General features: G+C 62.4%; 23 protein-coding genes and 3 pseudogenes. 18 read left to right on the top strand and 8 right to left on the bottom strand.

The features are described from left to right. Positions 1-178: 178 nt before the first annotated feature. From NKJ13_RS24235 to NKJ13_RS24205, 7 genes are all read right to left on the bottom strand, one after another. Positions 179-1,369, bottom strand: a complete 1,191-nt coding sequence (locus NKJ13_RS24235) for a tyrosine-type recombinase/integrase (protein ID WP_352778668.1) — start codon at positions 1,367-1,369, stop codon at positions 179-181. Then, a complete protein-coding gene (locus NKJ13_RS24230; RefSeq protein WP_352778666.1) occupies positions 1,369-1,620 on the bottom strand; it encodes a helix-turn-helix domain-containing protein in 252 nt (83 codons plus the stop codon). Before NKJ13_RS24230 ends, NKJ13_RS24235 begins: the two co-directional genes overlap by 1 nt. Before the next feature lie 65 nt (positions 1,621-1,685). Beyond that, a complete protein-coding gene (locus NKJ13_RS24225) occupies positions 1,686-1,937 on the bottom strand; it encodes a hypothetical protein (RefSeq protein ID WP_352778691.1) in 252 nt (83 codons plus the stop codon). A gap of 631 nt (positions 1,938-2,568) precedes the next feature. After that, the gene (locus tag NKJ13_RS24220; protein WP_352778664.1) at positions 2,569-2,820 is read right to left on the bottom strand and encodes a hypothetical protein; all 252 of its coding nucleotides are present in this window, start codon (positions 2,818-2,820) and stop codon (positions 2,569-2,571) included. A 3-nt stretch (positions 2,821-2,823) separates the two neighbouring features. Next, positions 2,824-3,084, bottom strand: a complete 261-nt coding sequence (locus NKJ13_RS24215; RefSeq protein ID WP_352778663.1) for a hypothetical protein — start codon at positions 3,082-3,084, stop codon at positions 2,824-2,826. Next, complete coding sequence (locus tag NKJ13_RS24210) at positions 3,085-3,282, bottom strand: hypothetical protein (protein WP_352778661.1); 198 nt, start codon at positions 3,280-3,282, stop codon at positions 3,085-3,087. Between the two features lie 117 nt (positions 3,283-3,399). Then, positions 3,400-3,879 (bottom strand): hypothetical protein, encoded by a 480-nt coding sequence (locus NKJ13_RS24205; RefSeq protein ID WP_352778659.1) that lies wholly within the window; start codon positions 3,877-3,879, stop codon positions 3,400-3,402. 624 nt (positions 3,880-4,503) lie between these two features. Here NKJ13_RS24205 and NKJ13_RS24200 point away from each other — a divergent pair. From NKJ13_RS24200 to NKJ13_RS24170, 7 genes and pseudogenes are all read left to right on the top strand, one after another. Further along, positions 4,504-5,268: an ImuA family protein gene (locus NKJ13_RS24200; protein WP_352756667.1), complete on the top strand. Its 765-nt coding sequence runs from the start codon at positions 4,504-4,506 to the stop codon at positions 5,266-5,268. Continuing rightward, entirely contained in the window at positions 5,180-6,703 is a 1,524-nt protein-coding gene (locus NKJ13_RS24195) for a DUF6504 family protein (protein WP_352778658.1), read from the top strand. The genes NKJ13_RS24200 and NKJ13_RS24195 overlap by 89 nt, the downstream gene beginning before the upstream one ends. Next, positions 6,606-7,010, top strand: a pseudogene (locus NKJ13_RS31645) (PHP domain-containing protein); the annotation flags it as partial. The gene NKJ13_RS24195 and the pseudogene NKJ13_RS31645, both read left to right, overlap by 98 nt. A 505-nt stretch (positions 7,011-7,515) precedes the next feature. Next, complete coding sequence (locus NKJ13_RS24185; protein WP_352778655.1) at positions 7,516-9,627, top strand: ParB/RepB/Spo0J family partition protein; 2,112 nt, start codon at positions 7,516-7,518, stop codon at positions 9,625-9,627. A 71-nt stretch (positions 9,628-9,698) separates the two neighbouring features. After that, complete coding sequence (locus NKJ13_RS24180) at positions 9,699-10,751, top strand: DUF7146 domain-containing protein (protein WP_352778653.1); 1,053 nt, start codon at positions 9,699-9,701, stop codon at positions 10,749-10,751. 346 nt (positions 10,752-11,097) lie between these two features. Next, the gene (locus NKJ13_RS24175; RefSeq protein ID WP_352778690.1) at positions 11,098-12,027 is read left to right on the top strand and encodes a DUF2493 domain-containing protein; all 930 of its coding nucleotides are present in this window, start codon (positions 11,098-11,100) and stop codon (positions 12,025-12,027) included. 354 nt (positions 12,028-12,381) lie between these two features. After that, positions 12,382-12,549 (top strand): hypothetical protein, encoded by a 168-nt coding sequence (locus tag NKJ13_RS24170; protein ID WP_352648036.1) that lies wholly within the window; start codon positions 12,382-12,384, stop codon positions 12,547-12,549. Positions 12,550-12,737: 188 nt separating this feature from the next. Here NKJ13_RS24170 and NKJ13_RS24165 read toward each other — a convergent pair. After that, positions 12,738-13,108 (bottom strand): annotated as a pseudogene (locus NKJ13_RS24165) (Lrp/AsnC family transcriptional regulator); the annotation flags it as partial. Here NKJ13_RS24165 and NKJ13_RS24160 point away from each other — a divergent pair. The 11 genes and pseudogenes from NKJ13_RS24160 to NKJ13_RS24110 form a co-directional block, all read left to right on the top strand. After that, a pseudogene (locus NKJ13_RS24160) lies at positions 13,076-13,379 on the top strand (arginase family protein); the annotation flags it as partial. The pseudogenes NKJ13_RS24165 and NKJ13_RS24160 overlap by 33 nt on opposite strands. A 669-nt stretch (positions 13,380-14,048) precedes the next feature. After that, complete coding sequence (locus tag NKJ13_RS24155; RefSeq protein ID WP_352479110.1) at positions 14,049-14,375, top strand: DUF736 domain-containing protein; 327 nt, start codon at positions 14,049-14,051, stop codon at positions 14,373-14,375. Between the two features lie 182 nt (positions 14,376-14,557). Beyond that, the gene (locus NKJ13_RS24150) at positions 14,558-14,818 is read left to right on the top strand and encodes a DNA -binding domain-containing protein (protein WP_352648038.1); all 261 of its coding nucleotides are present in this window, start codon (positions 14,558-14,560) and stop codon (positions 14,816-14,818) included. Positions 14,819-14,940: 122 nt separating this feature from the next. After that, the gene (locus NKJ13_RS24145) at positions 14,941-15,279 is read left to right on the top strand and encodes a transcriptional regulator domain-containing protein (RefSeq protein WP_352648040.1); all 339 of its coding nucleotides are present in this window, start codon (positions 14,941-14,943) and stop codon (positions 15,277-15,279) included. Next, a complete protein-coding gene (locus tag NKJ13_RS24140) occupies positions 15,215-15,703 on the top strand; it encodes a DUF2285 domain-containing protein (protein WP_352648042.1) in 489 nt (162 codons plus the stop codon). The genes NKJ13_RS24145 and NKJ13_RS24140 overlap by 65 nt, the downstream gene beginning before the upstream one ends. Before the next feature lie 124 nt (positions 15,704-15,827). Then, positions 15,828-16,109 (top strand): helix-turn-helix transcriptional regulator, encoded by a 282-nt coding sequence (locus tag NKJ13_RS24135; RefSeq protein WP_352479114.1) that lies wholly within the window; start codon positions 15,828-15,830, stop codon positions 16,107-16,109. A gap of 92 nt (positions 16,110-16,201) precedes the next feature. Further along, positions 16,202-16,720, top strand: coding sequence for a DUF2840 domain-containing protein (locus NKJ13_RS24130; RefSeq protein ID WP_352778688.1), 519 nt, complete (start codon positions 16,202-16,204; stop codon positions 16,718-16,720). Continuing rightward, complete coding sequence (locus NKJ13_RS24125; protein ID WP_352778651.1) at positions 16,717-17,241, top strand: S26 family signal peptidase; 525 nt, start codon at positions 16,717-16,719, stop codon at positions 17,239-17,241. The genes NKJ13_RS24130 and NKJ13_RS24125 overlap by 4 nt, the downstream gene beginning before the upstream one ends. 91 nt (positions 17,242-17,332) lie before the next feature. Then, a complete protein-coding gene (locus NKJ13_RS24120) occupies positions 17,333-17,668 on the top strand; it encodes a DUF736 domain-containing protein (RefSeq protein WP_352479115.1) in 336 nt (111 codons plus the stop codon). A gap of 3 nt (positions 17,669-17,671) precedes the next feature. Then, positions 17,672-18,409 carry a lytic transglycosylase domain-containing protein gene (locus NKJ13_RS24115; protein WP_352778686.1) on the top strand — a complete coding sequence of 246 codons (738 nt, stop codon included), beginning with the start codon at positions 17,672-17,674 and terminating at the stop codon, positions 18,407-18,409. Positions 18,410-18,652: 243 nt separating this feature from the next. Further along, positions 18,653-20,392: a relaxase/mobilization nuclease domain-containing protein gene (locus tag NKJ13_RS24110; RefSeq protein WP_352778649.1), complete on the top strand. Its 1,740-nt coding sequence runs from the start codon at positions 18,653-18,655 to the stop codon at positions 20,390-20,392. Positions 20,393-20,401 lie beyond the last annotated feature (9 nt).

Raw genomic sequence — 20,401 nt, 5'->3', positions numbered from 1 at the left:
GAAGTCCCACTGATCTCTTACCAATTGATTTTTATGGCTTTCTGAATACCCTCCGGGCCCACCATAACCATTGATTTTATTGGCAAAAATATGCTTCGGCCCAAAACGTTTTGGGCCCATTATGGGCCCAGAGGAAGGGCGGCTGATATGCCGCCCGCGCATGGTCGGTTGGTCTCACTTACTTGACGACGCGCAGAGCCGCTCGCTGCTTCATCGCATCGCGTTTGGCCTCACGCTCGTTGATGGCTCGGACCATGTCGACAGCCATTCGCTTCTTGTTGGCCTCTCGGACATATCCATCCGTCACCGTCATTGAAGAATGCCCCATCGCCTCCATGATGGCGCGCGCTTGGATGTTGCATTCGGCGAGATACGTGCCGAAGGTGCGGCGTAGCCCGTGCAGGGTGTAACCCTCCGGAATGCCGGCCTGTTTGTTCCAATGTGCCATCATGCCGGTGAGGCTCTTTTCCGCGAACGCACGTCCATAGGCATTCTTTAGTACCGTTCCGCCTTTCGAACGATCGAGTGGCGCCAATGCTTGAGCCAGCTTGTCAACGATGGGAATGAACATCTCGCGTCCGCCGTGACGGTTGCGATTCTTCTTCTGCCGGAAATCGAACGCCTCGATCACCTCTAGAGAGCCATCGAACAATTCGATCTCTTCTGAGACCAAGTCGTCCCATTCCAAAGAAGCGATGTCGCCGCGTCGGTTGCCGAGCCAGAAGGCGAGCGCGTAACAAGTGCGCGGCGCGGAGCCGATCGGATGGCGCGCTTCGAACTTTTCACGAATGGGCACCGGCCACGCGGGATTGGCGGTCGACTTAGGAATGCGGACGCGGATCGACAGCGAGGGATCGTCCTGCGGTTTGATCCATTTCTCAATCTCAATCGCCACCCACAGGAGCTTCTTGATTGCGACCAGCAGATGCTTGGCAACCGTCCGGTTGGCGGCAAAAACGGCTTCGACAATCGCACGCAGATGGTCGGCATCAAGATGCTCTACTGGCGTATCGCGCCAAGTCAGCGGATAGGCAGGATCGACCTGCATCTTTAGAAAGCGCTCAATAAGCCGAGCATTCTTCTGCTGCGTCGCTTCGTCAAAGTCCAGCCACTCCATCGTCGCTTCAAGTCGCCGCGCAGCATGACCGAATGTCTTTGGCAACGCCCGACCAGGCAGGTCTATAATAATTGCCTTCAGGCCCTGTCCTTGTGTCGCCCTTTCATAGGCGGCTTCGAATTCCGGTTCGCCGGGTTGACCGGGGAGGCGAATTTCGGGCATGCCCTTTGCCCGGTAGCGATAAACCAACTTCCCTCTTTTGAGGCGCGAAGAGACCCCAGGGTAGCGGGCGTCCTTGAAAGGCCTAGCCATCAAACGCTCCTTTCGGGCTTCTGCCGCCGGCGCTCGACGCGCGGAGAGTCCTCCAGCATCGCCTGTAGCGAAAGAGTTTTGCTTTCCATGGCAACGCGCAGGAGCACAGGGTAAGGGAATCCTCTGCCTTGCTCTATGCCTTCAAACGTGCGCTTCGGTATTCCAAGAACCTTGGCGGCGGCTTCCGCAGTAATCCCGCCTTTGACCCGCCAGGCTTTCACTTCTTGCGCAAGTTTCTCGTTCTCGTCCACATCATGCCTTCCGCACAAGTCACAGCCATACTACGTCTACAGCGTATACGCAACTGGCGTAGCTATCATCTTTTTCCTCCATCCCGTTTGCTTCGTTCCAACAGCTCTTGGAGACCGCTGTCCTTCTCCGGCAACGAGGTAAAAGCGATATCGAGGGCTACACGGTCCCAGATGGTGCGGCTATTGATATGCTTAGGTCTCGGCATGCGGCCATCGCCGACCATCTCGTCAAATAGCGTCGGTCCAACGCCAACGTAGCGCGCTGCTTCCTCGCGAGAGAGACCACGTGGAGGATAAGAAATCGCGTCAGCCTTCACAGCCGTCAACCCGAAAAGTACAACCGGCAGTGGGGTGAAGTCTGGCGAGTCGGTTACGCTGGTCACACCGTTCGTCCGCGGATCCACCAAGCCAGACATCCCGCGCCGCGCCAATTTGGAATGCGACCTTTTCTTACGAATGCACATCGCTGTTAGGAAGATGTCCCCTACGTAGGGTTCGGAAAACGGCGGCAATGGCGTGCAAATCGGAACGGTTGACGTCAGAATGCTTGCCCACCGCTCGCGAACGAGGCTTCGCTCAGGCGCATCGACCGCTGATCTTCGTTTTGGGATTGCATTCGCCATTGTCGCTTAGCCAGAGACGAGCAGTTGGCTATCTTGCATAGCATACGGACCGCCGTGGGCGGGGACAGTCGGTCCCGCGTCCCGTCCTGCGGCCGGCGCCATGCTGACACTCCTACGGCTGTCCTGTTCACCGCCCGCGACGGGGGCGAATTTCCTCCGTCCTACGCGCGACAATATCCGCTGTTGCGGACGCGCGCAGAACTGCGGTTTATACGCCGTTTTTCCGTTGAGCGCCGGCAGTCGCCGCCGCCGACCGTATCGTCCTGTCAGCAACCGTCTCCGTCAGTGTCACCAGTTAAGAAGCAATCGCTTCGGAGTTGACCGCCTAGAGCGGCTTTCCGGCGCGTACCATGGCACGCGCAATAGCGAGTTCGACTTCAGTCTTGGCATTCTCTTTCTGCGTCATGTTGTCGGCTGCAATGAGTCGCTTTAGCGCCCGCAGTGTCTCACCCCGGGTCCAGCCTACCTCCAACATGCTATCAATGATTGCCTGAAAGCCGGGCTCTATGGCCTCCTGACAGTCTAGCGCGCGGTCTGCGTAATCATGGTCGTCCAGGTGCCTGGGCGGATCTATCATTCTTCACTCCATGTCCGGCACGTCGCCGTTGGTGAACAGCACTGTCGGCGGTCCATAGTCGCCAAGCGCCGCGTTGGCGTCGCGACTCCGTGCTATGACACCGACGTGGTTTGAAGCCAGCGCCTTTGCTGTACGGATCGCGCGGTCCTCGCTCTGCTGGTCGGTCGGGCCGTATGCTGTGAACAGTTCGCCGTCCTCGCCGCGGTCGAACGCCACGACAACGATCAGCTTCGGCTTTTTCTGATCTGACACATCGTCGGACACTCAGTGCGTCCTGCCGGAGCGGAGATGCATCTCGATCTTATTGATTACCTTGGTGAGGACATCGACCGCGTGGAGATTAACGGCGAAGTCGAAATTACCTTCCGCCGTTTCGAATATCAGAACGCCGACCTTGGTCTCGTCGTCGCTCATCATGCCCATTCCAATGCCCGTCGGCATATAAGGTGGTTTTTCTGACATGGTCTCTCTCCTCAGATGCGGTGTGGCCTCGTCAGCAATTCGGCCATCTGGCCGTGCGACCCGAAGGGGGCCGAGCAGATAGATAGACGATGGCGACCCGTGTTATCCCGTTCAGCACTATTCGAAACGCATCGACTGGCCGCGCATCATTGCTAAGGTCAGTGCGATTGCAGGATTTGCGGGCGGCGTCTCCATCAGCAAGGAACCATCGAAATCGCGCCACGCTGCCATGCGCAATTCGTCACCGTCATCGGCGGCTGCAGGGTCGAAAACGTGGGCATCATAGGGATCCCGGTCAATCTCGATCGTCCAGTCCTTAAGCGCCCTGCGAGCCATTTCCCCAACCTGGGCGATATCGCTGGTGAAGAAGAGGATACGGCCGCCATCTTCCGAAAGCGGCTCAACCCGATCCAGCGTCGGCCGCTCAGGCACCCAACCAAGAACGAAGGCATTATTGAAATCGATCTGGCGGTCCGGCCCGGTCGTGGTCTCCAACCGGGTGACAACATCAGGATAGAGCTGCTTGCGCGCCGGCCACGTGTCCGGAAGCGCCTCAGCTTGCAATCTCGTTTGGGGAACGTCGATCAGTTCCATCATCTGATGGCGCGGAACTCTGTCTTCCGGCCAGCCCGCACAACATGCCGCCGTCGCAGCCTCGTCGGCTTCCATCCAAACCGAAGCAGCCTGGTCCTCGTGCTCGGTTGGCTTGTCGTCTTCCGGAGAGCCTTTGATGTCCCACCTGTCCAGCGCGAACAAACCTTCCGCGCCTTGCAAAGCCGTAATTCCGGCCCGCGCGAAGACTGCTTCGGCTGCCGCGACACCACGTGCCAGTTCCTCGGGCGTTGCACCTTCCGCGGACGGGACAGTCGGTCCCGCGTCCAGTGCTGCCGCCGGCGCTATGCTGACGCTCCTACGGCTGTCCTGTTAACCGCCCGCGGCGGCGGCGAATTTCCTCCGTCTGCGCGTGACAATGTCTGCATTTGCGGACGCGCGCAGGACTGCGGTTTATGCGCCGTTCTCCTTAGGGCGCCGGCAGTCGCCGGCGCGGACGTCCAACAGGACAGGTGGCCTTCGACCGCATTGTCCTGTCGGCAAACGACACTCATCGGTGCCACCGGCGGGCGGTCGCGACAAACAGCGCCACCCCGCCATACCATTGACTCTTTATTAGGAAGAGAACAAATGAGGAACATTCGTCAGCATTTCGCGTTCAGGAAACAAATGAGTGCATCGACGCCAATCGCTGCCATTTCCGATCTCCGAGATCGCATTGCGCATCTCGAAGGCGGGAACACGCGCGCGCGTGCGGTGCTCCCGTTCGGTGTCGCGGCCATCGACAACCATCTGCCCGGGGGCGGCGTGGCGCTTGGTGCTCTCCATGAGGTTGCCGGCGGCGGCAATGGTGCCATCGATGGCGCTGCTGCATCGCTTTTTGCTGCAGGAATTGCAGCCAGGGCGCAGGGCAAGGTGCTGTGGTGTGTGACGCGTCAAGATCTCTTCGCGCCGGCAATCGCCCAGGTCGGACTTCACCCGGACCGCGTGATCTACGTCGAAGCCGGTGACGATAAATCCCTGCTCGCCTGCTTCGAGGAAGGTTTGAGGCATGTCGGGCTTGGGGCTGTGGTTGCCGAGGTTGCCCGGCTGTCGATGACGGCCTCGCGCCGCTTGCAGCTTGCAGCTGAAGGCTCGGGCGCCATGGGGATCGCCATCCGTCGCTGGCGCCGACAGACTGAAGCTGCCGATTTCGGACAGCCGACGGCTTCGGTCAGCCGCTGGCGAGTTTCTGTCTTGCCATCGAGGCCGCTCCCCGTGCCGGGTATTGGCCGGGCGCGATGGCAACTTGAACTGATCAGGTCTCGTGGAGGGGAAACGCTGGATATCGAAGTGGAGGCTTGTGATGCAAAGGGTCGTCTCGCTCTTCCTTCCAAGCTGGTCGACAGATCGGCTCAGAAGGAAATTGGGCGACGTCTCGCCGCCACCGGATAGGCCCTTGGTGCTGGTCGGGCGGCAAGGCAATCGTCGCCTCGTGACCGCAGTCGATCGCGCGGCAGTGGAAGCGGGCTTGCGCGTCGGAATGCCGGCTACGAAAGCGCAGGCCCTCGTGCAGGGGCTGGCGGTCATGGATGCCGCACCCCAAGCCGACGCGGAGGCATTGGAGCGACTAGCGCTATGGGCATTGCGGCGCTACGCGCCAATCGTCGCGACAGGTCCTCCGGACGGATTGGTCTTGGAGACCACGGGCGCCGACCACCTTCATGGCGGTGAACAATTGATGCTGACCGATATGGTCGAACGCCTCGGCCGTGTCGGCTTCTCGGCGCGGGCCGCGATAGCCGATAGCTGGGGTGCCGCTCACGCTATTGCGCGCTACGTCAAGCAGACCGTCAGCGTGGTCGCCGTCAATTCAACCTACGATGCGATCCTTCCTCTGCCCATCGCGGCACTGCGTTTGCCCAATGCAATCGTCAGCGGTCTGCGGGTTTTGGGGTTCGACCGGGTAGGCGAGCTTCTGAAGCAGCCGCGCGCGCCACTGACGCTGCGCTTCGGGCCGGAACTCGGCCGCCGCCTTGACCAGGCTGCCGGGTGCCTTGCCGAACCGATTGAGCCCGTACGGGCAGCCGATGTGGTCGAGGTCAAGCGCGGCTTTGGCGAGCCCATCGGTGCGGCCGAGACGATCGCCCGCTATGTTGGCAAGCTTGTTCAGGCGCTATGTGCCGAACTGGAGACCAAGGGGCTCCGCGCGCGGCGGCTCGACCTGCTGCTCTACCGCGTCGACAACCGCGTCGAGGCCATTCGCGTCAGCACGGCCTTGCCGGTCCGCGATGTGAAGAGACTGACGCGTTTGTTATGCGACAAGATCGAGACGGTCGATCCGGGCTTCGGCATCGAGTTGATGCGGCTGTCCGCGCCCTTGGCTGAACCATTGACACCTAAGCAGACTATCTCGTCACTCATCGAGCAACGGGACGCCGACATCTCGGATCTGATCGACATACTCGGCAATCGTGTCGGCGAGGAGAAGCTCTACCGGTTTGCGCCAGTTGCCAGCGACGTGCCGGAGCGATCGTTGCGGCGTGTGGCTCCGGCCTCGGTGGAAACCGGCGAGGCATGGCCGGACCATTGGCCGCGCCCGGCGCGTTTGTTTGCCGTGCCGGAACCGATCGAGGCCATTGCGCTGCTGCCGGATCATCCGCCGGCCAGCTTTACCTGGAGAGGCATCCGTCGAAGGGTCAAGCGCGCCGATGGCCCTGAGCGAGTTTTCGGCGAGTGGTGGAAGCGCGACGCCGAGCTTGCCGCCGTGCGCGACTACTTCCAGGTCGAGGATGAAGCCGGCGAGCGGTTCTGGATCTATCGCGCCGGCGACGGCGAGGATGAAGCGACCGGCTCGCATCGCTGGTTCCTGCACGGCATCTTCGGATGACTGCATCCTACGTCGAACTGCAATGCACCTCGCATTTTCCTTTTTGCGCGGCGCCAGCTCCTGCGAGGAATTGTTTGCGCAGGCCGCCATCATGGACATGCCCGCACTTGCCATCTGTGATAGCAACAGCCTGGCCGGCATTGTCCGCGCGCATGAAGCGGCGAAGGCAACAGGTGTCAGGCTGATCGTCGGGTGTCGGCTGGATCTAGCTGAAGAAGTCTCCATCCTGGTTTATCCAACCGACCGCGCATCCTACTCCCGGCTTTGCCGGTTGCTGTCGCTGGGCAAGAAGCGTGGCGGCAAGGCGAAATGCGTGCTGCATTGGGCAGACCTTGTCGCGTATGGCGAAGGCCTTGTTGCCGTGTTCATTCCCGATCAAGCTGACGATACATGCTCGCTCTGGCTGCGGCGACTGTGCGAGGCATTTGATGATCGGGCCTATCTGGCGTTGACGTTGCGCCGCCGTCCCAATGACGCTTTGCGGCTGCACGATCTGTCCAACCTTGCCGGACAGGCCGGCGTGCCGACAGTCGTCACCAACGATGTGCTGTTCCACGAGCCGTCACGTCGCAAGGCATCACCGCGGTGGCGCGCGATAAAACACATCAGGACGCGCGGCTCGATCTCGAGGCCAAGGCAAAGAAGCTGCTCGGCCGCGTGGGCTGATAGCGATTCACGCCTTCCGGTCCCGCAGCTTTCCTGCTGTCCGGTTCTGCGGCTCGCATCTCAGAGTGAGAGGTGGGCCGTAGCTTCATGACGGGTTGGAGGCTGAGAGAGAGGCTTTCGGCCCGCCCGTCGCGGAGTGCATCTCAATGGCTACTGCTTCGAAGAAAATCACCCTGTCGTCGTCGCGCGACATCCCCTTCAATCAGCTCGTCATCTCCCAGGCGAACGTCCGGCGGATCAAGGCCGGCGTATCCATCGAGGAGCTGGCGGAGGATATCGCCCGGCGAACGCTGCTACAGAGCATTACCGTCAGACCTGTGCGCGATGCGGAGGGCAATGAGACCGGCATGTTCGAAATTCCGGCCGGCGGGCGCCGGTATCGCGCTCTCGAGCTCCTTGTGAAGCAGAAGCGGCTTGCGAGGAACGCGTCGGTGCCCTGCATTGTTCGCGAAGGCGGCTTGGCTGAAGAAGACTCGCTCGCCGAGAATACACAGCGCGCTTCGCTTCATCCCTTGGATCAGTTCCGCGCCTTTCTGGCCTTGCGCGAGAAGGGCATGTCGGAAGAGGAAATCGCCGCCAGCCAGTTCGTCTCGTTGGCGGTCGTGAAACAACGGCTTCGCCTCGCAGCGGTCTCGCCAAAACTCCTCGATGTCTATGCTGATGACGGCATGACCCTCGACCAACTCATGGCGTTCACCGTTAATGGCGATCACGAACGGCAGGAGCAGGTCTTCGAACGTCTTACCCAGAGTTACAACAAGGATCCGCACGTCATCCGCCGCATGCTGACAGAAGCCGCAGTGCGTGCTGCTGACAAGCGTGCGCAATATGTCGGGCTCGACGCCTATACCGAAGCCGGGGGCGTCGTCATGCGTGACCTCTTCCAAGGCGACGACGGCGGTTGGCTGCAGGATGTCGGGCTCTTGGAAGCGCTGGTTGCCGAGAAGCTCCGGCTACAGGCTGAGGCAATTTCGGCGGAGGGTTGGAAGTGGATCGATGTCGCTCCTGACTTTCCCTACGGCCACACCTACGGTCTGCGCCGCCTCCGTGGCGAGCAGCCCGCTCTCACCGAGCCGGAGCAGGCCGCCCGCGACGCGCTCCAAGCCGAGTTGGACGCGCTGGAGCAGACTTACGCCGATGCCGATGAACTTCCCGAAGAGGTCGACGAACGGCTCGGCGAGATCGAAACCGCAATCGGTGCGCTTGACGAAAGGCCTGAGGTCTTCGATCCAGAGGAAATCGGGCGCGCCGGTGCCTTCGTCAGCATCGATGCATCGGGCAACCTCAAGGTCGAGCGCGGGTATGTTCGGCCCGAAGACGAACGTCCGGTCGAAACGGAAGCCGATGGCGAAACTGACGCCGTCGCAGCGCGACCGGAGCACGAAGTCGATCGTTCGAGCGCTGCTATCGAGACCGTGATGGAGCAAGAGGAGGACGACGGCTTAAAGCCAATCCCGGACCGCTTGATGACCGAGCTGACTGCCCATCGCACGCTTGCCCTGCGCCACGCGCTCGGCGAGCAGCCTGATGTCGCATTCGTCGCCGCGCTCCATGCCCTCACGCTACGCGCGTTCTATCGCTACGGCTCCGATACGTGCCTGGAACTGGATCTGAAGATCGTCAGTTTCGGCACGCAAGCGCCGGGCTTGAACGATAGTAGCATGGCGTCGGCAGTCGACGCCCGCCACCAGTCCTGGGTTGCGGTGCTTCCAAGAGAGCCTGGCGAATTGTGGGATGCTTTGCTGGCATTCGACAGCGACAGCCGTCAGGCCTTGTTTGCACATTGTGTGTCGCTGTCGGTCAACGCGATGTACGAGGCTTACAATCGTCGGCCGCGTGCGTTGGCGCATGCCGACCAGCTCGCGCAGGCCGTCGATCTCGATATGGTTGCGGCCGGGTGGGTTCCAACCGTCGACACCTATCTTGGCCGCGTCACCAAGGCTCGTATTCTCGCGTCTGTTCGCGAAGCGAGGGGCACGCGTGCCGGCGATCGAATCGAGCATCTGAAGAAGGGCGACATGGCCGAGAAGGCGCAGGAATTGCTCGCGGCTTCAGGATGGTTACCGGAGCCACTGCGTACGCCCGGTCGCCCAGTCGTGGCTCTCACTGAACCCTCCTCGACCGTGATCGGCAGTTCGATCGACCAGTATGTGGAGGAAATGGCGGAGTGCGGCGGCGAAAAGGCTATGGCGGAAACCGAGCTACAGATCGAAGATGAAGCCGCCGAGATCGATACGCAAGCGGTCGCGGCCGAATAGCCAAAGGAGCAACACGTAGACCCGAGGGCCCGTCGGCAACGGCGGGCCCGTTTTTCGTTTGGGAGTCCGCAATGCACCATGCCGCTGATCTTGCGCGACGGCTGGCCGCACAGGCCGAGGCCGTATGCCGCCACTATCTTCCGAAGGGTCACCGCGCGGGTCGTTACTGGCTTGTCGGCGATGTGCGCAACGCGCCCGGTCGCTCCATGTTCGTGCGTTTGCAAGGTAGCGAATCCGGCAGAGGCGCGGCCGGCAAATGGACCGATGCCGCCACCGGCGAACATGGCGACCTCCTCGACGTCATTTCCGAATCCCTTGGCGTGGCGGGCTTCAAGGACGTTGCCGAGGAGGCGCGTCGCTTCTTGTCGATGCCCAAGCCAACGCACGATGCAAAAGAACCAGTCCGAGCGGCGTCCGCTTCGGCAGGCTCCACGGAAGCGGCGCGGCGGCTGGTCTCAATGTCACAGCCGATTCCGCGCACGCTTGTGGAGACATATTTGCGTGCACGCGGAATAACGGCCTTGCACGAAACTAAAAGTCTCCGCTTTCATCCGCGCTGTTACTACCGTCCCGACGATGAGGGGCCAACCGAGCTTTGGCCCGCGATGATCGCGACGGTGACCGACCTCAATGGCAAGCTCACCGGCGCACACCGCACATGGCTCGATCCGGGCGGTTTTAGCGAGGCCCGCCTAGGCCGGGCTCCGATCGACACGCCGCGGCGAGCCATGGGCGAACTGCTTGGGCACGCGGTCCGCTTTGGTGTCGAAAGTGACGTGATGGCGGCCGGTGAAGGCATCGAGACCATGTTGTCGCAACGTTCAGCGCTGCCCTCCTTGCCGGCGATCTCAGCCCTGTCGGCAGCGCATCTGGCGGCCATCGTCTTTCCTGCCACGCTGCGGCGGCTCTATATCGTTCGCGACAATGATCCGGCCGGGGATGGAGCAATGGCGGCGCTCGTCGAACGCGCCAACGCGGCCGGGATTGAGGCCAGGGTGCTGACACCGCAACTCGGCGACTTCAACGAGGATCTGCGCCTGCTCGGTCTTGATGCTCTGAGGGCGACTTTGCGGGTTCAGATGCCACCCCAGGATGTGGCACGTTTCATGTCGCCCGCAGCCTGACCGAGAAAGAGAACGGGGCTCAGCGTTGTTGCGGACTCTTAACATGCCTATGCGGGACCGAGCTGGAGAGGACGAGCCCTGCGGCCTTCCAACGGGCGATCGGGCACCGGCCGGCCCGGACCGGCAATGGCTGCGCCCGGCTATTTTCCGGCGGCCTTTGCACCCCGCGGCACCCCGCGGGGACCCCGTATCAGGCCTTTCCAGCGCGAAACAAAATAGCCGGGCTCGCCATCCTCCACTCCGTTACGGCCCTGCGCTGGCGCTGCGGGTGCAAGTCCGGACCGCCGCCGCCTTCGTCGCCATGAAGGCCGCGATAGGCGCGACCGGTCCACCTGAGGAAGCCGCCATGGGCAGCCAGCACGATACCGACTTTGAACCGCAACTCCCATTCTCTCCAAGCGATCACGTCCTGCAGGAACTCCAGCTCTACGGCTACCGACCCTTCGAGGACGAACCCGATCCGCGTCCGCTTCCCGAAGGCTGTGTCATCGCAGCCAGCATGGCCGACATTTTCGACGCCCTCGTGGTGGCGCTGTCCGATACGCGCCTCGAACCGGAGCTCGAGGAACTGCTCTGGGGGACGGTCAATCTCTTCCATCGCGCCGTTGCCCGGATCGAACGCGACCTCGACGCCAACGAGCTCGCCCAGCAAAGGCTGCAGGGCGAACAGGACGGTTCAGAGGTCAAGTCCACAGAGCTCGAGCGCCTCATCGCGCTGGGCCAGACGCTTATAGAACGACGCAACGCGTTCGAACTGATGCGCGACCAGGCCGCCGAACATTTCGAGCGTCACACGCATTCCACCTGGCGACCGCGTTCGGGCTCCGTCGTCAACCACCGCTATCTCACAGCGGCCATGATCGACAGTCGCGATTTCCTTGCCGCCAAGAGGCACGCCAATACCCATGCGCTTCTGCCCCCCGGGCCGAAGGTCGCCGTCACCGGCGGGCTCGACTTCAATGATCATCGCCTGATCTGGGCCAAGCTTGACCAGGTCCATGGTAAGCATCCGGATATGGTCCTGCTCCACGGCGGATCGCCCAAGGGGGCAGAGTTGATCGCGGCCAGATGGGCTCACAATCGCAAGGTGCCACAGATCGCCTTCAAGCCTGACTGGACCAGGCATGCCAAGGCCGCTCCGTTCAAGCGCAACGATGCAATGCTCGACACTTTGCCGATCGGCGTCGTTCATTTCCCTGGCACGGGCATTCAGGACAACCTCGCCGACAAGGCACGCAAGCTCGGCATCCCGGTCCTGAAATTCGGCGCCGCATGAGATGGACGGCCGAGGCCAACGCCAGCGCCATACTCGTCTACTGGTGTGTTCGTTCCGGACGGCGGTCGGGCCATGGCGCTGCCGGCACGATGGCGACGACTGCGGGCCAGCACGGCTCGAACTTCAGGTCTTACCGGCTTCTGAAATTGAAAGCACGAACCGATCCTCGCGTTCATCAGCGCAATTCCTTGGTCCGGTCCGAGGACCTGATGCCATCAACCCGTAAAGGGTCGGACTACGCAAGGCGTGCCGCCGCTTCGGCTTCGCCTCTCCGGTGATTGTGGCCCTCGGCCGGACACATCGGGCGCCTGTCACGCGGGGATCGATCCCCGCTTCCAAACAGGAGCCGAAAAGATGTCCCTCGCAGAAGCAAACGCCTTGGCGTTCAGCCTCGCCACCAGCCTGATGGTCAGCATCGTCATCTTCCGCGCAGGGGACGGCACACTCTCCGTAGCGCCAATCGACGACTACGACGGAGACATCTCGGAGATCGCCGGCGAAATCGACCCCTATGCTGAATGAACCCGCCTGGGACGCACCGACAAGCGAGGCGACGTCAAACTCAGACGTGCCTCGACGAATTGCTCCGCACCTCCATGTCACTGGCCAAATCTGGCGGGGCTGCTACAGGCCGAGCGACCGGGAAGATGAACAACCCGGCCGCCTATGAAGAACGCCAAAATCAGCGCCTTCCCGCAACAGCTAGGTCTTCGTGCCCGCGTCGTGCGCTGCGTGGCCAGGAGCAGGCGCGTTTCGCTGCCCGTTATGCCGGCTAGCAGCGTATGCGGCGCAGCACGGCATCGAAATCGGTCAGCGAGGCCGTGCCGAGTTCAACCACCAGATCTCATCGATAATTGGTGGTATGGATGGTCGAGACTTCCGGAAGCCGCCCAGTGCCAGGACCACGCGGGCGGCGGCATGGCGCTCAATCTCAATGAGCATGATACCGCGCATGCGCTGATCGACCTGCGTCGGCGCGCAGCACCACCGTGTGGCCGATGATGTCGCCGGACCGTTCCAGCCGCTCCATAAGCGCCCTGACCGTGGCGTGCGAGAGGCCGAGATCGGCGAGATCAGACACGCTGCCGCGAGCGCCCTGAGAACCGCGGGGCTTGCTGAGACGCTGTCAGATCTTGGCCACGCTGTTGAGGATATGGGCACCGTCCAGGCAATTCCGGTAAGGCGCATCGTCCATGAAAACCTGGCGCTGAAGGCGCTGCTCGAGATATCCGCCTGGACATCGAGGCCGCCTGCGCGGCGAGTGCGGACGCCATGCCGATTTCCTCGGCGGGGATCATTCGATCTCGGCCGGGACCGTGTCGGGGCTCGCCCGCCGCGCCGCCGAACCGGGCGTGCGCGACCTCTTAGCCGATCCCGACGAGCCACGCGACCTGTTCGGCATGCTGCTGAGGGCGGCCCTGCAACCCGCGGCGTGAGGCAAACTCCTGGAAGCAGTGTCCTGTAGGCAAGCTTCAGCCCTTTCGCCCGGTTGGAGTTGCTCCAGCTTAATCGGGGTGCGCTGCCTCATCGCAGCGTTCAGTCGGTCAACAACTTGCCCGCGCCGGCCCGACCCATGTCCGCCACCTCGATCCCATCCGACGACAGGATGGCATCGAGGGCTAGGAGCGCGGCTTGTCACAGGGAAATGCGATCAGCAGTGCTGGCAGCATAGGCCTTTGGCACTGATCGAGCGTCACGTCGTTCTCCTCCAAGAAGTCGGATCCCGGCAGCCATATCTCCTTACCCGCCTGTTGTCACAATCACACCGATAGCGGTCTCTTCGATTGGTGTTTCTGGTCGAAAGACGGCTTTGCCTCGATCGCCTGTGACGCAACGGCACGTCGCGACTTTTTTCCCCTGCCGGCTTCGCCGTCATTCCTCGCGGTACAACAAAGTCTCTCCCGCACCGTCCTCCGCTTCGCTTCGGCCCCTGGGTGCGCCGGCGATCGCCTCCGACCTTTCGATCACCATCGAGACCACAATGGTGTGGCTCGAAACAAACAGGATCAAGGAGAACTATCATGGCTACCATCGGCACCTTCAAGAAGTCCGGCAACAACGAGTTTACGGGCGACATCGTCACCCTCAGCGTCCAGGCCCGCGGCGTTCGCATCGTTCCCGAAACCCGCGCCAACGGCGACAACGCCCCCAGCCACCGGGTCTTCGTCGGCCGAGCCGAGATCGGCGCCGCCTGGGCCAAGCAGTCCAACGAAGGTCGCAATTATCTCGGCCTCAAGCTCGACGATCCGAGTTTCAACGCCCCGATCTTCGCCAACCTCTTCGATGACGAGGAGGGCGAGGGCCACAGCCTGATCTGGTCCCGTCCGAGCCGCCGCAACGCCGAATAGGGCGCCCGAGAAGCCCGCCCGACCCGATCGGGCGGGCTCCCATTTTGAAGCAGCCTTGGCTGGCTCATCGGGGGCGATGCCGAGACAGCATCGCGTGATGCACTACGAGCCTCCTGTGCCGGCGAAACCAGACCTATAGGATTCGGACTTGAATCTCGGCCGTTTGCCGGGGGAGGGCAGCCATGATTGAGCCATTTGAGGAGACCGCGCCGACTGGCGATGAACTCACCGACTACGATCGCAGCCATGTGAAGCTCTACATGCGTCTGTTCGACGCTGACGCTGACGGCGCCGATTGGCGCGAGGTGGTCAAGGTGCTCTTCGGGATTGATCCGACCAAGGACTCGCAACGTGCCCGGAGCGTCTATGACAGCCATCTCGCTCGAGCACGATGGATGACGCGTACGGGCTACCGATACCTTCTGCGTCAGACTGACGATTAGCGAGCATTGCCGGCCGGTGATGCTGAAAAGGCATCACCCGATGCCTCCCCGTGACGTTTCGCCAACCACCAGAGTCCGGAATCGATTCGAGCACGACTTGGCCTTTCGCGAGGAGATGCACGATGAAGCCGAACACGTCGCGTTGGCGGGACAACAACAGCTACGACTTCTTCGACAGCTTGCCAATCGAAGGGCTCGCTTGGGAATGTCTACGCCGCTCAGATGCCTATCATCGCGCCTACCTGGGCCTTGTTCATTCGAGAACGGAAAGGGAGCCATTTCCCGCTGAGGCCCAGAAACGCTGGGGGTTGCGATTTCCCGGCACGGCCCGACCTTTCGGCCCTGGCGCAAGACGTCTTGTGGTCGCCTCTGGTGGATCCCGCGGTGTTGGCTCTCATGTCATCACCCGACTGCCTGCCGATCGGCCCCGCGACGCTCAGCGGAGTCGAAAGGCATCGTGAGAGCCCGCAGGGATTTCACGCTATTCATGACAACGGGATAGCCACCCAGATTCTGCTCCTTCCCGGCAGCGAGGGCGACCATTCGCTGGCGGCGGTGATCCCGCTGGATTCTCAAACGCTGGGACGCGTCGAGGCTCTCGTCCGTTTCTGGCGGGCCTATCACCGGCGACCTGTGCCGCCAGACACGCGCGTAACCGTTCAGCAGCGTCGTCGCCTGCGCTTGATGATGCAGGCGGCCGATGGCCGCACGAACGGCGCCAGCTATCGCGACATTGCGACCGCCTGTTACGGAATTGAGCGTGTAGGCGCCAATCCGTGGAAGACGTCATCCCTGCGTGACGCCGTCATTGGTCTCGTCAAAGGCAGTGCCGCCATGATCGGCGGAGGCTATCTGCAACTCCTGCGCCACCGCACACGACACTAGCCCGGGGTGGAAATATCACGCCCCCCAATCTTCCCCATCCCCTGCGAAGCCCGCTTTCCGCCACCGTGATCGTCATCCGCCGCTGAACGCCAGCGGTTCCCATTAGCCCCACGGAGGCCCATCCATGCGATCAGATCTAGCCGTTTTGCCGCCGCGCTTTCTTCGCACCAAGGAAGCAGCCGAATTCCTCAGCCTGTCATCGCGTACGCTCGAAAAGCATCGCACCTATGGCACCGGTCCCGCCTATCGCAAACTCGGTGGCCGCGTCGTCTATGCCCTTGACGACCTGCAGGCGTGGGCCGAGCGCGGGGCTGTGATCTCGACTTCGGACCCACGCGGCTCAGTCCTTCCCGCTAAGCGCCATTTGCCGATGCCTGCGATCCTCACCGGACGGCCCGGACGGTGATTTGCGGGACCGCGCAGACAGTGCGGCCGATCGCGCAATGGACAATTGCTTGTCGTCATCAGGCTGATTCCCAAAAAGAGCAGGACCACACAATGACCGATACCACGGCCCTGGATTCGACCGGGTCTGCGGGCGACGCGTTGCAGAACGGCAGCCTCACCCGTGTCGAACTGACATGGATCGCGAAGAAAATCGAGTTCTGGATCCGCTTCGGGTCCGTCGATCGAGAGCAGATCCTCGACCGGCGCCGGCGTGTCCTTTGGTTTCGCCCCGGCGCCATTTTTGCCTTCGTGCGATGGGCATCGAACGACTTCGGCACGATCATCTCCCGTCTCGATATCGTGCATGCCGTTGCACCCGGCCAAGCCTGCCAGACGCTGCCTTTCGTGCGACCCGGCGGCGACATCCTGCTGACGATGCAAGGTTGGCCGAGCGTCGAACAGGTGCTGCAGATGATTGACGCCGTCGAGCGTCTCGGGATCGATCCGGAAACGGTCTCGCCCGATCACTGGCGGCACGTCCACCACCGGATGACGGCCGGGCAAGAGCCGCGCGCCTACACGCTTGATCTGCATTGCGCCTACCTCCTTCGGAAAAGGGTGCGGCCATGAGGCGGTCGACAATCATCCTGGCAATGGCGCTGGCCAGCGCCGGCGTGTTCCTCCCAGGTCTCACGGCACCAGCGCCCAGGTTTATCTGGAACGCGTCACCCAGCGTGCCGATCGGCTTCTACCGAATCGACGGGGGCGGCAAGTTTTCGGTTGGCGACCTTGTCGCCGTACGTCCGCCTGAACCGCTGGCAGAGTTCCTTGCCGAGCGGGCCTATCTGCCGAAAGGCGTGCTGCTGCTCAAACGCATCCTTGCAGTTTCTGGTCAGACAGTATGCCGGATCAAGCTCGCTATCTCCGTCGACGGCCGTGACGTTGGCGCCGCGCTTGAGCGAGATCGCGCCGGCCGTGATCTGCCAAGTTGGCAAGGCTGTCACTCTGTTCCGGCTGCGTCTGTGTTCCTGATGAACCGGCAGGTCCGCGACAGCCTCGACGGCCGCTACTTCGGCCTCGTTTCCACCGACCACATCATCGGCCGCGCGGTCCCGCTGTGGACCGACGAGCAAGGCGACGGCCGCTTTTAATGGCGCGCGCGAGCGCGGTGAGCGCGCCACCGACGGCCCTTTCAGGTCGTCCCCGACATCACCGCCGAACATCCTCGAAAGGACAAAGTACATGCCACAGATCGGACAATTCACGCGCAATCAGACTGGCTACTGCGGGCGCATCCGTACGCTCAGACTCGACCTCGACATCGCAATCGTCGAGGCCGAAGCGAGCGACGTCGAAAACGCGCCCGACTATCGCGTGCACGCCGGCGGCGAAGACGGCCCTGCGATCGGCGCCGGTTGGAAACGCTCCGGCGAAAAGGCCGGTGAGTTCGTGTCGCTGCAAATTGACGACCCGACCTTCGCGCAGCCCATTCGCGCCAACCTGTTTCAGGACGGCGAGGACAAAACCTCCTGGGCATTGATGTGGTCGCGTCCGCGTGACCGCGCAGAGAAGGATTGAGTGATGTCCGCGCGCCGTCGGTCGACGAACCATCTAGACCCTTCAGCATTGCTTCGCGTCGGTTGGCCCAACGCGCTCGTCCTGCTTGCCGGGCTCTGCGTGCTATCCGCCGGTACTACGATTGCAGTGGCGAAGAGTGCCACAGCCGGCACGCCGGCGGCGCGCAACTACGAGGCCCATATCGCGGACGCGGCGAGGCGTTTTAGGCTTCCGCCCGCCTGGATCCGTGCGGTCCTTTGCGCGGAAAGTGCTGGCGACCAACGCGCCACCTCGCCAAAAGGCGCCATGGGCCTGATGCAGATCGTACCGGCAACCTGGGCCGAACTGCGGGTTCGATATCGGCTCGGCAGCAATCCATACGATGCGCGCGACAACATCGTCGCGGGATCCGCTTACATCCGCGAACTCCTGGATCGCTATGGATCGCCCGGGTGGATTGCTGCCTACAATGCAGGCCCGGGGCGCTATGAGGCATCATTGCAGGGTCGGCCTCTGCCGCGGGAAACGCACGCCTATGTGACAGCCGTCGCGTCCGCCATTGGCAGCGACACTGCTACGACAGCGACTGGCCCGGCGCGCCCTAAGTCATCAGGATGGAGGACAGCACCGCTTTTCGCCCTGCTGCCGGCAGGAAAGCCTGCAGCAGATTCCCGGACGGTCGAAGACTCGGCCACATCCAATGCCGCACCTCGGTCGGCCGGCCTGTTCGTGACGCAAGCGGGCGAGAGGGCTGAGCCATGAACCGGTACACCATCTTTGGTGCTGATGCGGACTCTAGCGCGCCATGGCGGGCGCCAGGGCTGGAGACCGCGCACACAACCGAGCGATGGCAAGATAAAAGCGCGCACATTGCGCCTCGGTTGGGTAGTTGTTTCTGCTCGATCTTCTGGCGCCTTGTGCACATTGTCCACATTCGGGGCAATGTGTGCGGCAACATCAAATCATTGTATTTGCCTGCTCTTTTCAACGTTGCGGAATATCGCCATGGACAATGAGCGCGAGTTCCGCATCCGCCCTGGCCGGATGCGCTCGACGCGCGCCCAGCAGGCCAGGCCGTTCATCGCCCAGGCGCTAGCCGCGGCGAAAAAGGCCGGCGGCGGCATCTCGCGCTCGGGCAGGATTGTGTCCAGCAACCGCTCCCGTTTTGGTCACGGTCAGCGTGCGAGCATCCAAGCCAATCGCTTCATCACATCGCGGTCGCGCGGCGCGGTGGTCAAAGCTCGCGTTGTCCGCCATTCCGTGCGCGCTGGCGTGCTTGGCGCACACCTCGGCTACCTGCGACGCGAGGGGGTAACCCGGGACGGGGAGAAGGGTCGGCTGTTTGGGCCGAGGACGGAAGATGCAGATGCTGCGGCCTTCGCCGCGCGCACCGCGGAGGATCGGCACCATTTCCGCTTCATCGTTTCGCCCGACGACGCTCTCGACATGACGGACCTCAAGTCCTTTGCCCGCGATCTTGTCGGGCAGATGGAGAAGGATCTTGCCACGCGGCTCGAATGGGTTGGGGTCGATCACTGGAACACCGCGCATCCGCATGTCCACCTGATCGTGCGTGGGGTTCGTGACGATGGCCAGGATCTGGTCATCTCGCGGGATTACATTAGGCAAGGGATGCGCGACCGGGCGCGCGACCTCATCACCCAGGAATTGGGGCTGCGCACTGATCTCGATATCCGCCGCGCGCTCGAACGTCAGGTCGAGTCCGAGCGGTGGACGCAACTTGACCGCCAACTCGCTCGCGATGCCCGCCACACCGGCTTCATCGATCTTGCCCCACAGGCCGACAGGCAACCGGACGCTTTCCATGCGATGAAGGTCGGCCGCCTGCGCAAGCTTGAAACACTCGGTCTCGCCGATCAGCTTGGCCCCGGCCAATGGCTGATCGACGACAAGGCCGAGACGACATTGCGCGAACTCGGAGAGCGCGGCGACATCATCAAGCGCATGCACCGCGCGCTCAGCGCGCAACACATCGAGCGCGGTCCGGCCAGTTACGTCCTGGCAGCAGAACGCCTCGACACGCCCGTTGTCGGCCGGCTGGTCGACCGTGGGCTCGACGACGAGCTGATCGGCACAGCCTATGCCGTGGTTGACGGAGTCGACGGACGCACCCATCACATCAAACTGTCCGACCTGGAATCTGCTGGCGACAGCGCGCCGGGATCCATCGTCGAGCTGCGCCATTTCGATGATGCGCGCGGCCTGCGTCGGGCAGCGCTCGCCGTGCGCTCCGATTTTGCCGTCGATGAACAAATTGTTGCGTCAGGTGCGACTTGGCTCGACCGCCAGGCCATCGCTCGCGAGCCTGTGGCCCTAGCCGAGACCGGTTTCGGTGCCGAGGTCCGCGATGCCTTGACCCGGCGCGCCGAACACCTTGTCAGTCGGGGGCTGGCAGAGCGGCAGGGAAGGCGGGTCGTCTTCACGAGTAACCTGCTCGACACGCTCCGCCGCAAGGAACTGGAGACGATCGGCGACAAGCTCGCGATCGACACAGGGAAGCCCTTCAACCCAGTTACAGGCGGTGGCTATGTGGCCGGCACCTATCGCCAACGTTTCACGCTCGCCTCCGGCCGCTTCGCCATGATCGATGATGGACTCGGTTTCCAGCTGGTTCCCTGGACACCCTCTCTCGAAAAGCATCTCGGCCAACATGTCTCCGGCGTTGCCCGCGATGGTGGAGGGGTCGAGTGGAGCTTTGGCCGCAAGCGGGCTCTCGGCCTGTGATAGTTAAAG

The organism is Mesorhizobium sp. M0174 (genome assembly GCF_040322275.1).
Taxonomy (GTDB): Bacteria; Pseudomonadota; Alphaproteobacteria; order Rhizobiales; family Rhizobiaceae; genus Mesorhizobium.
The sequence above is the reverse complement of the archived record's forward strand: the minus strand, read 5'-3'. Positions and strand labels throughout refer to the sequence as shown.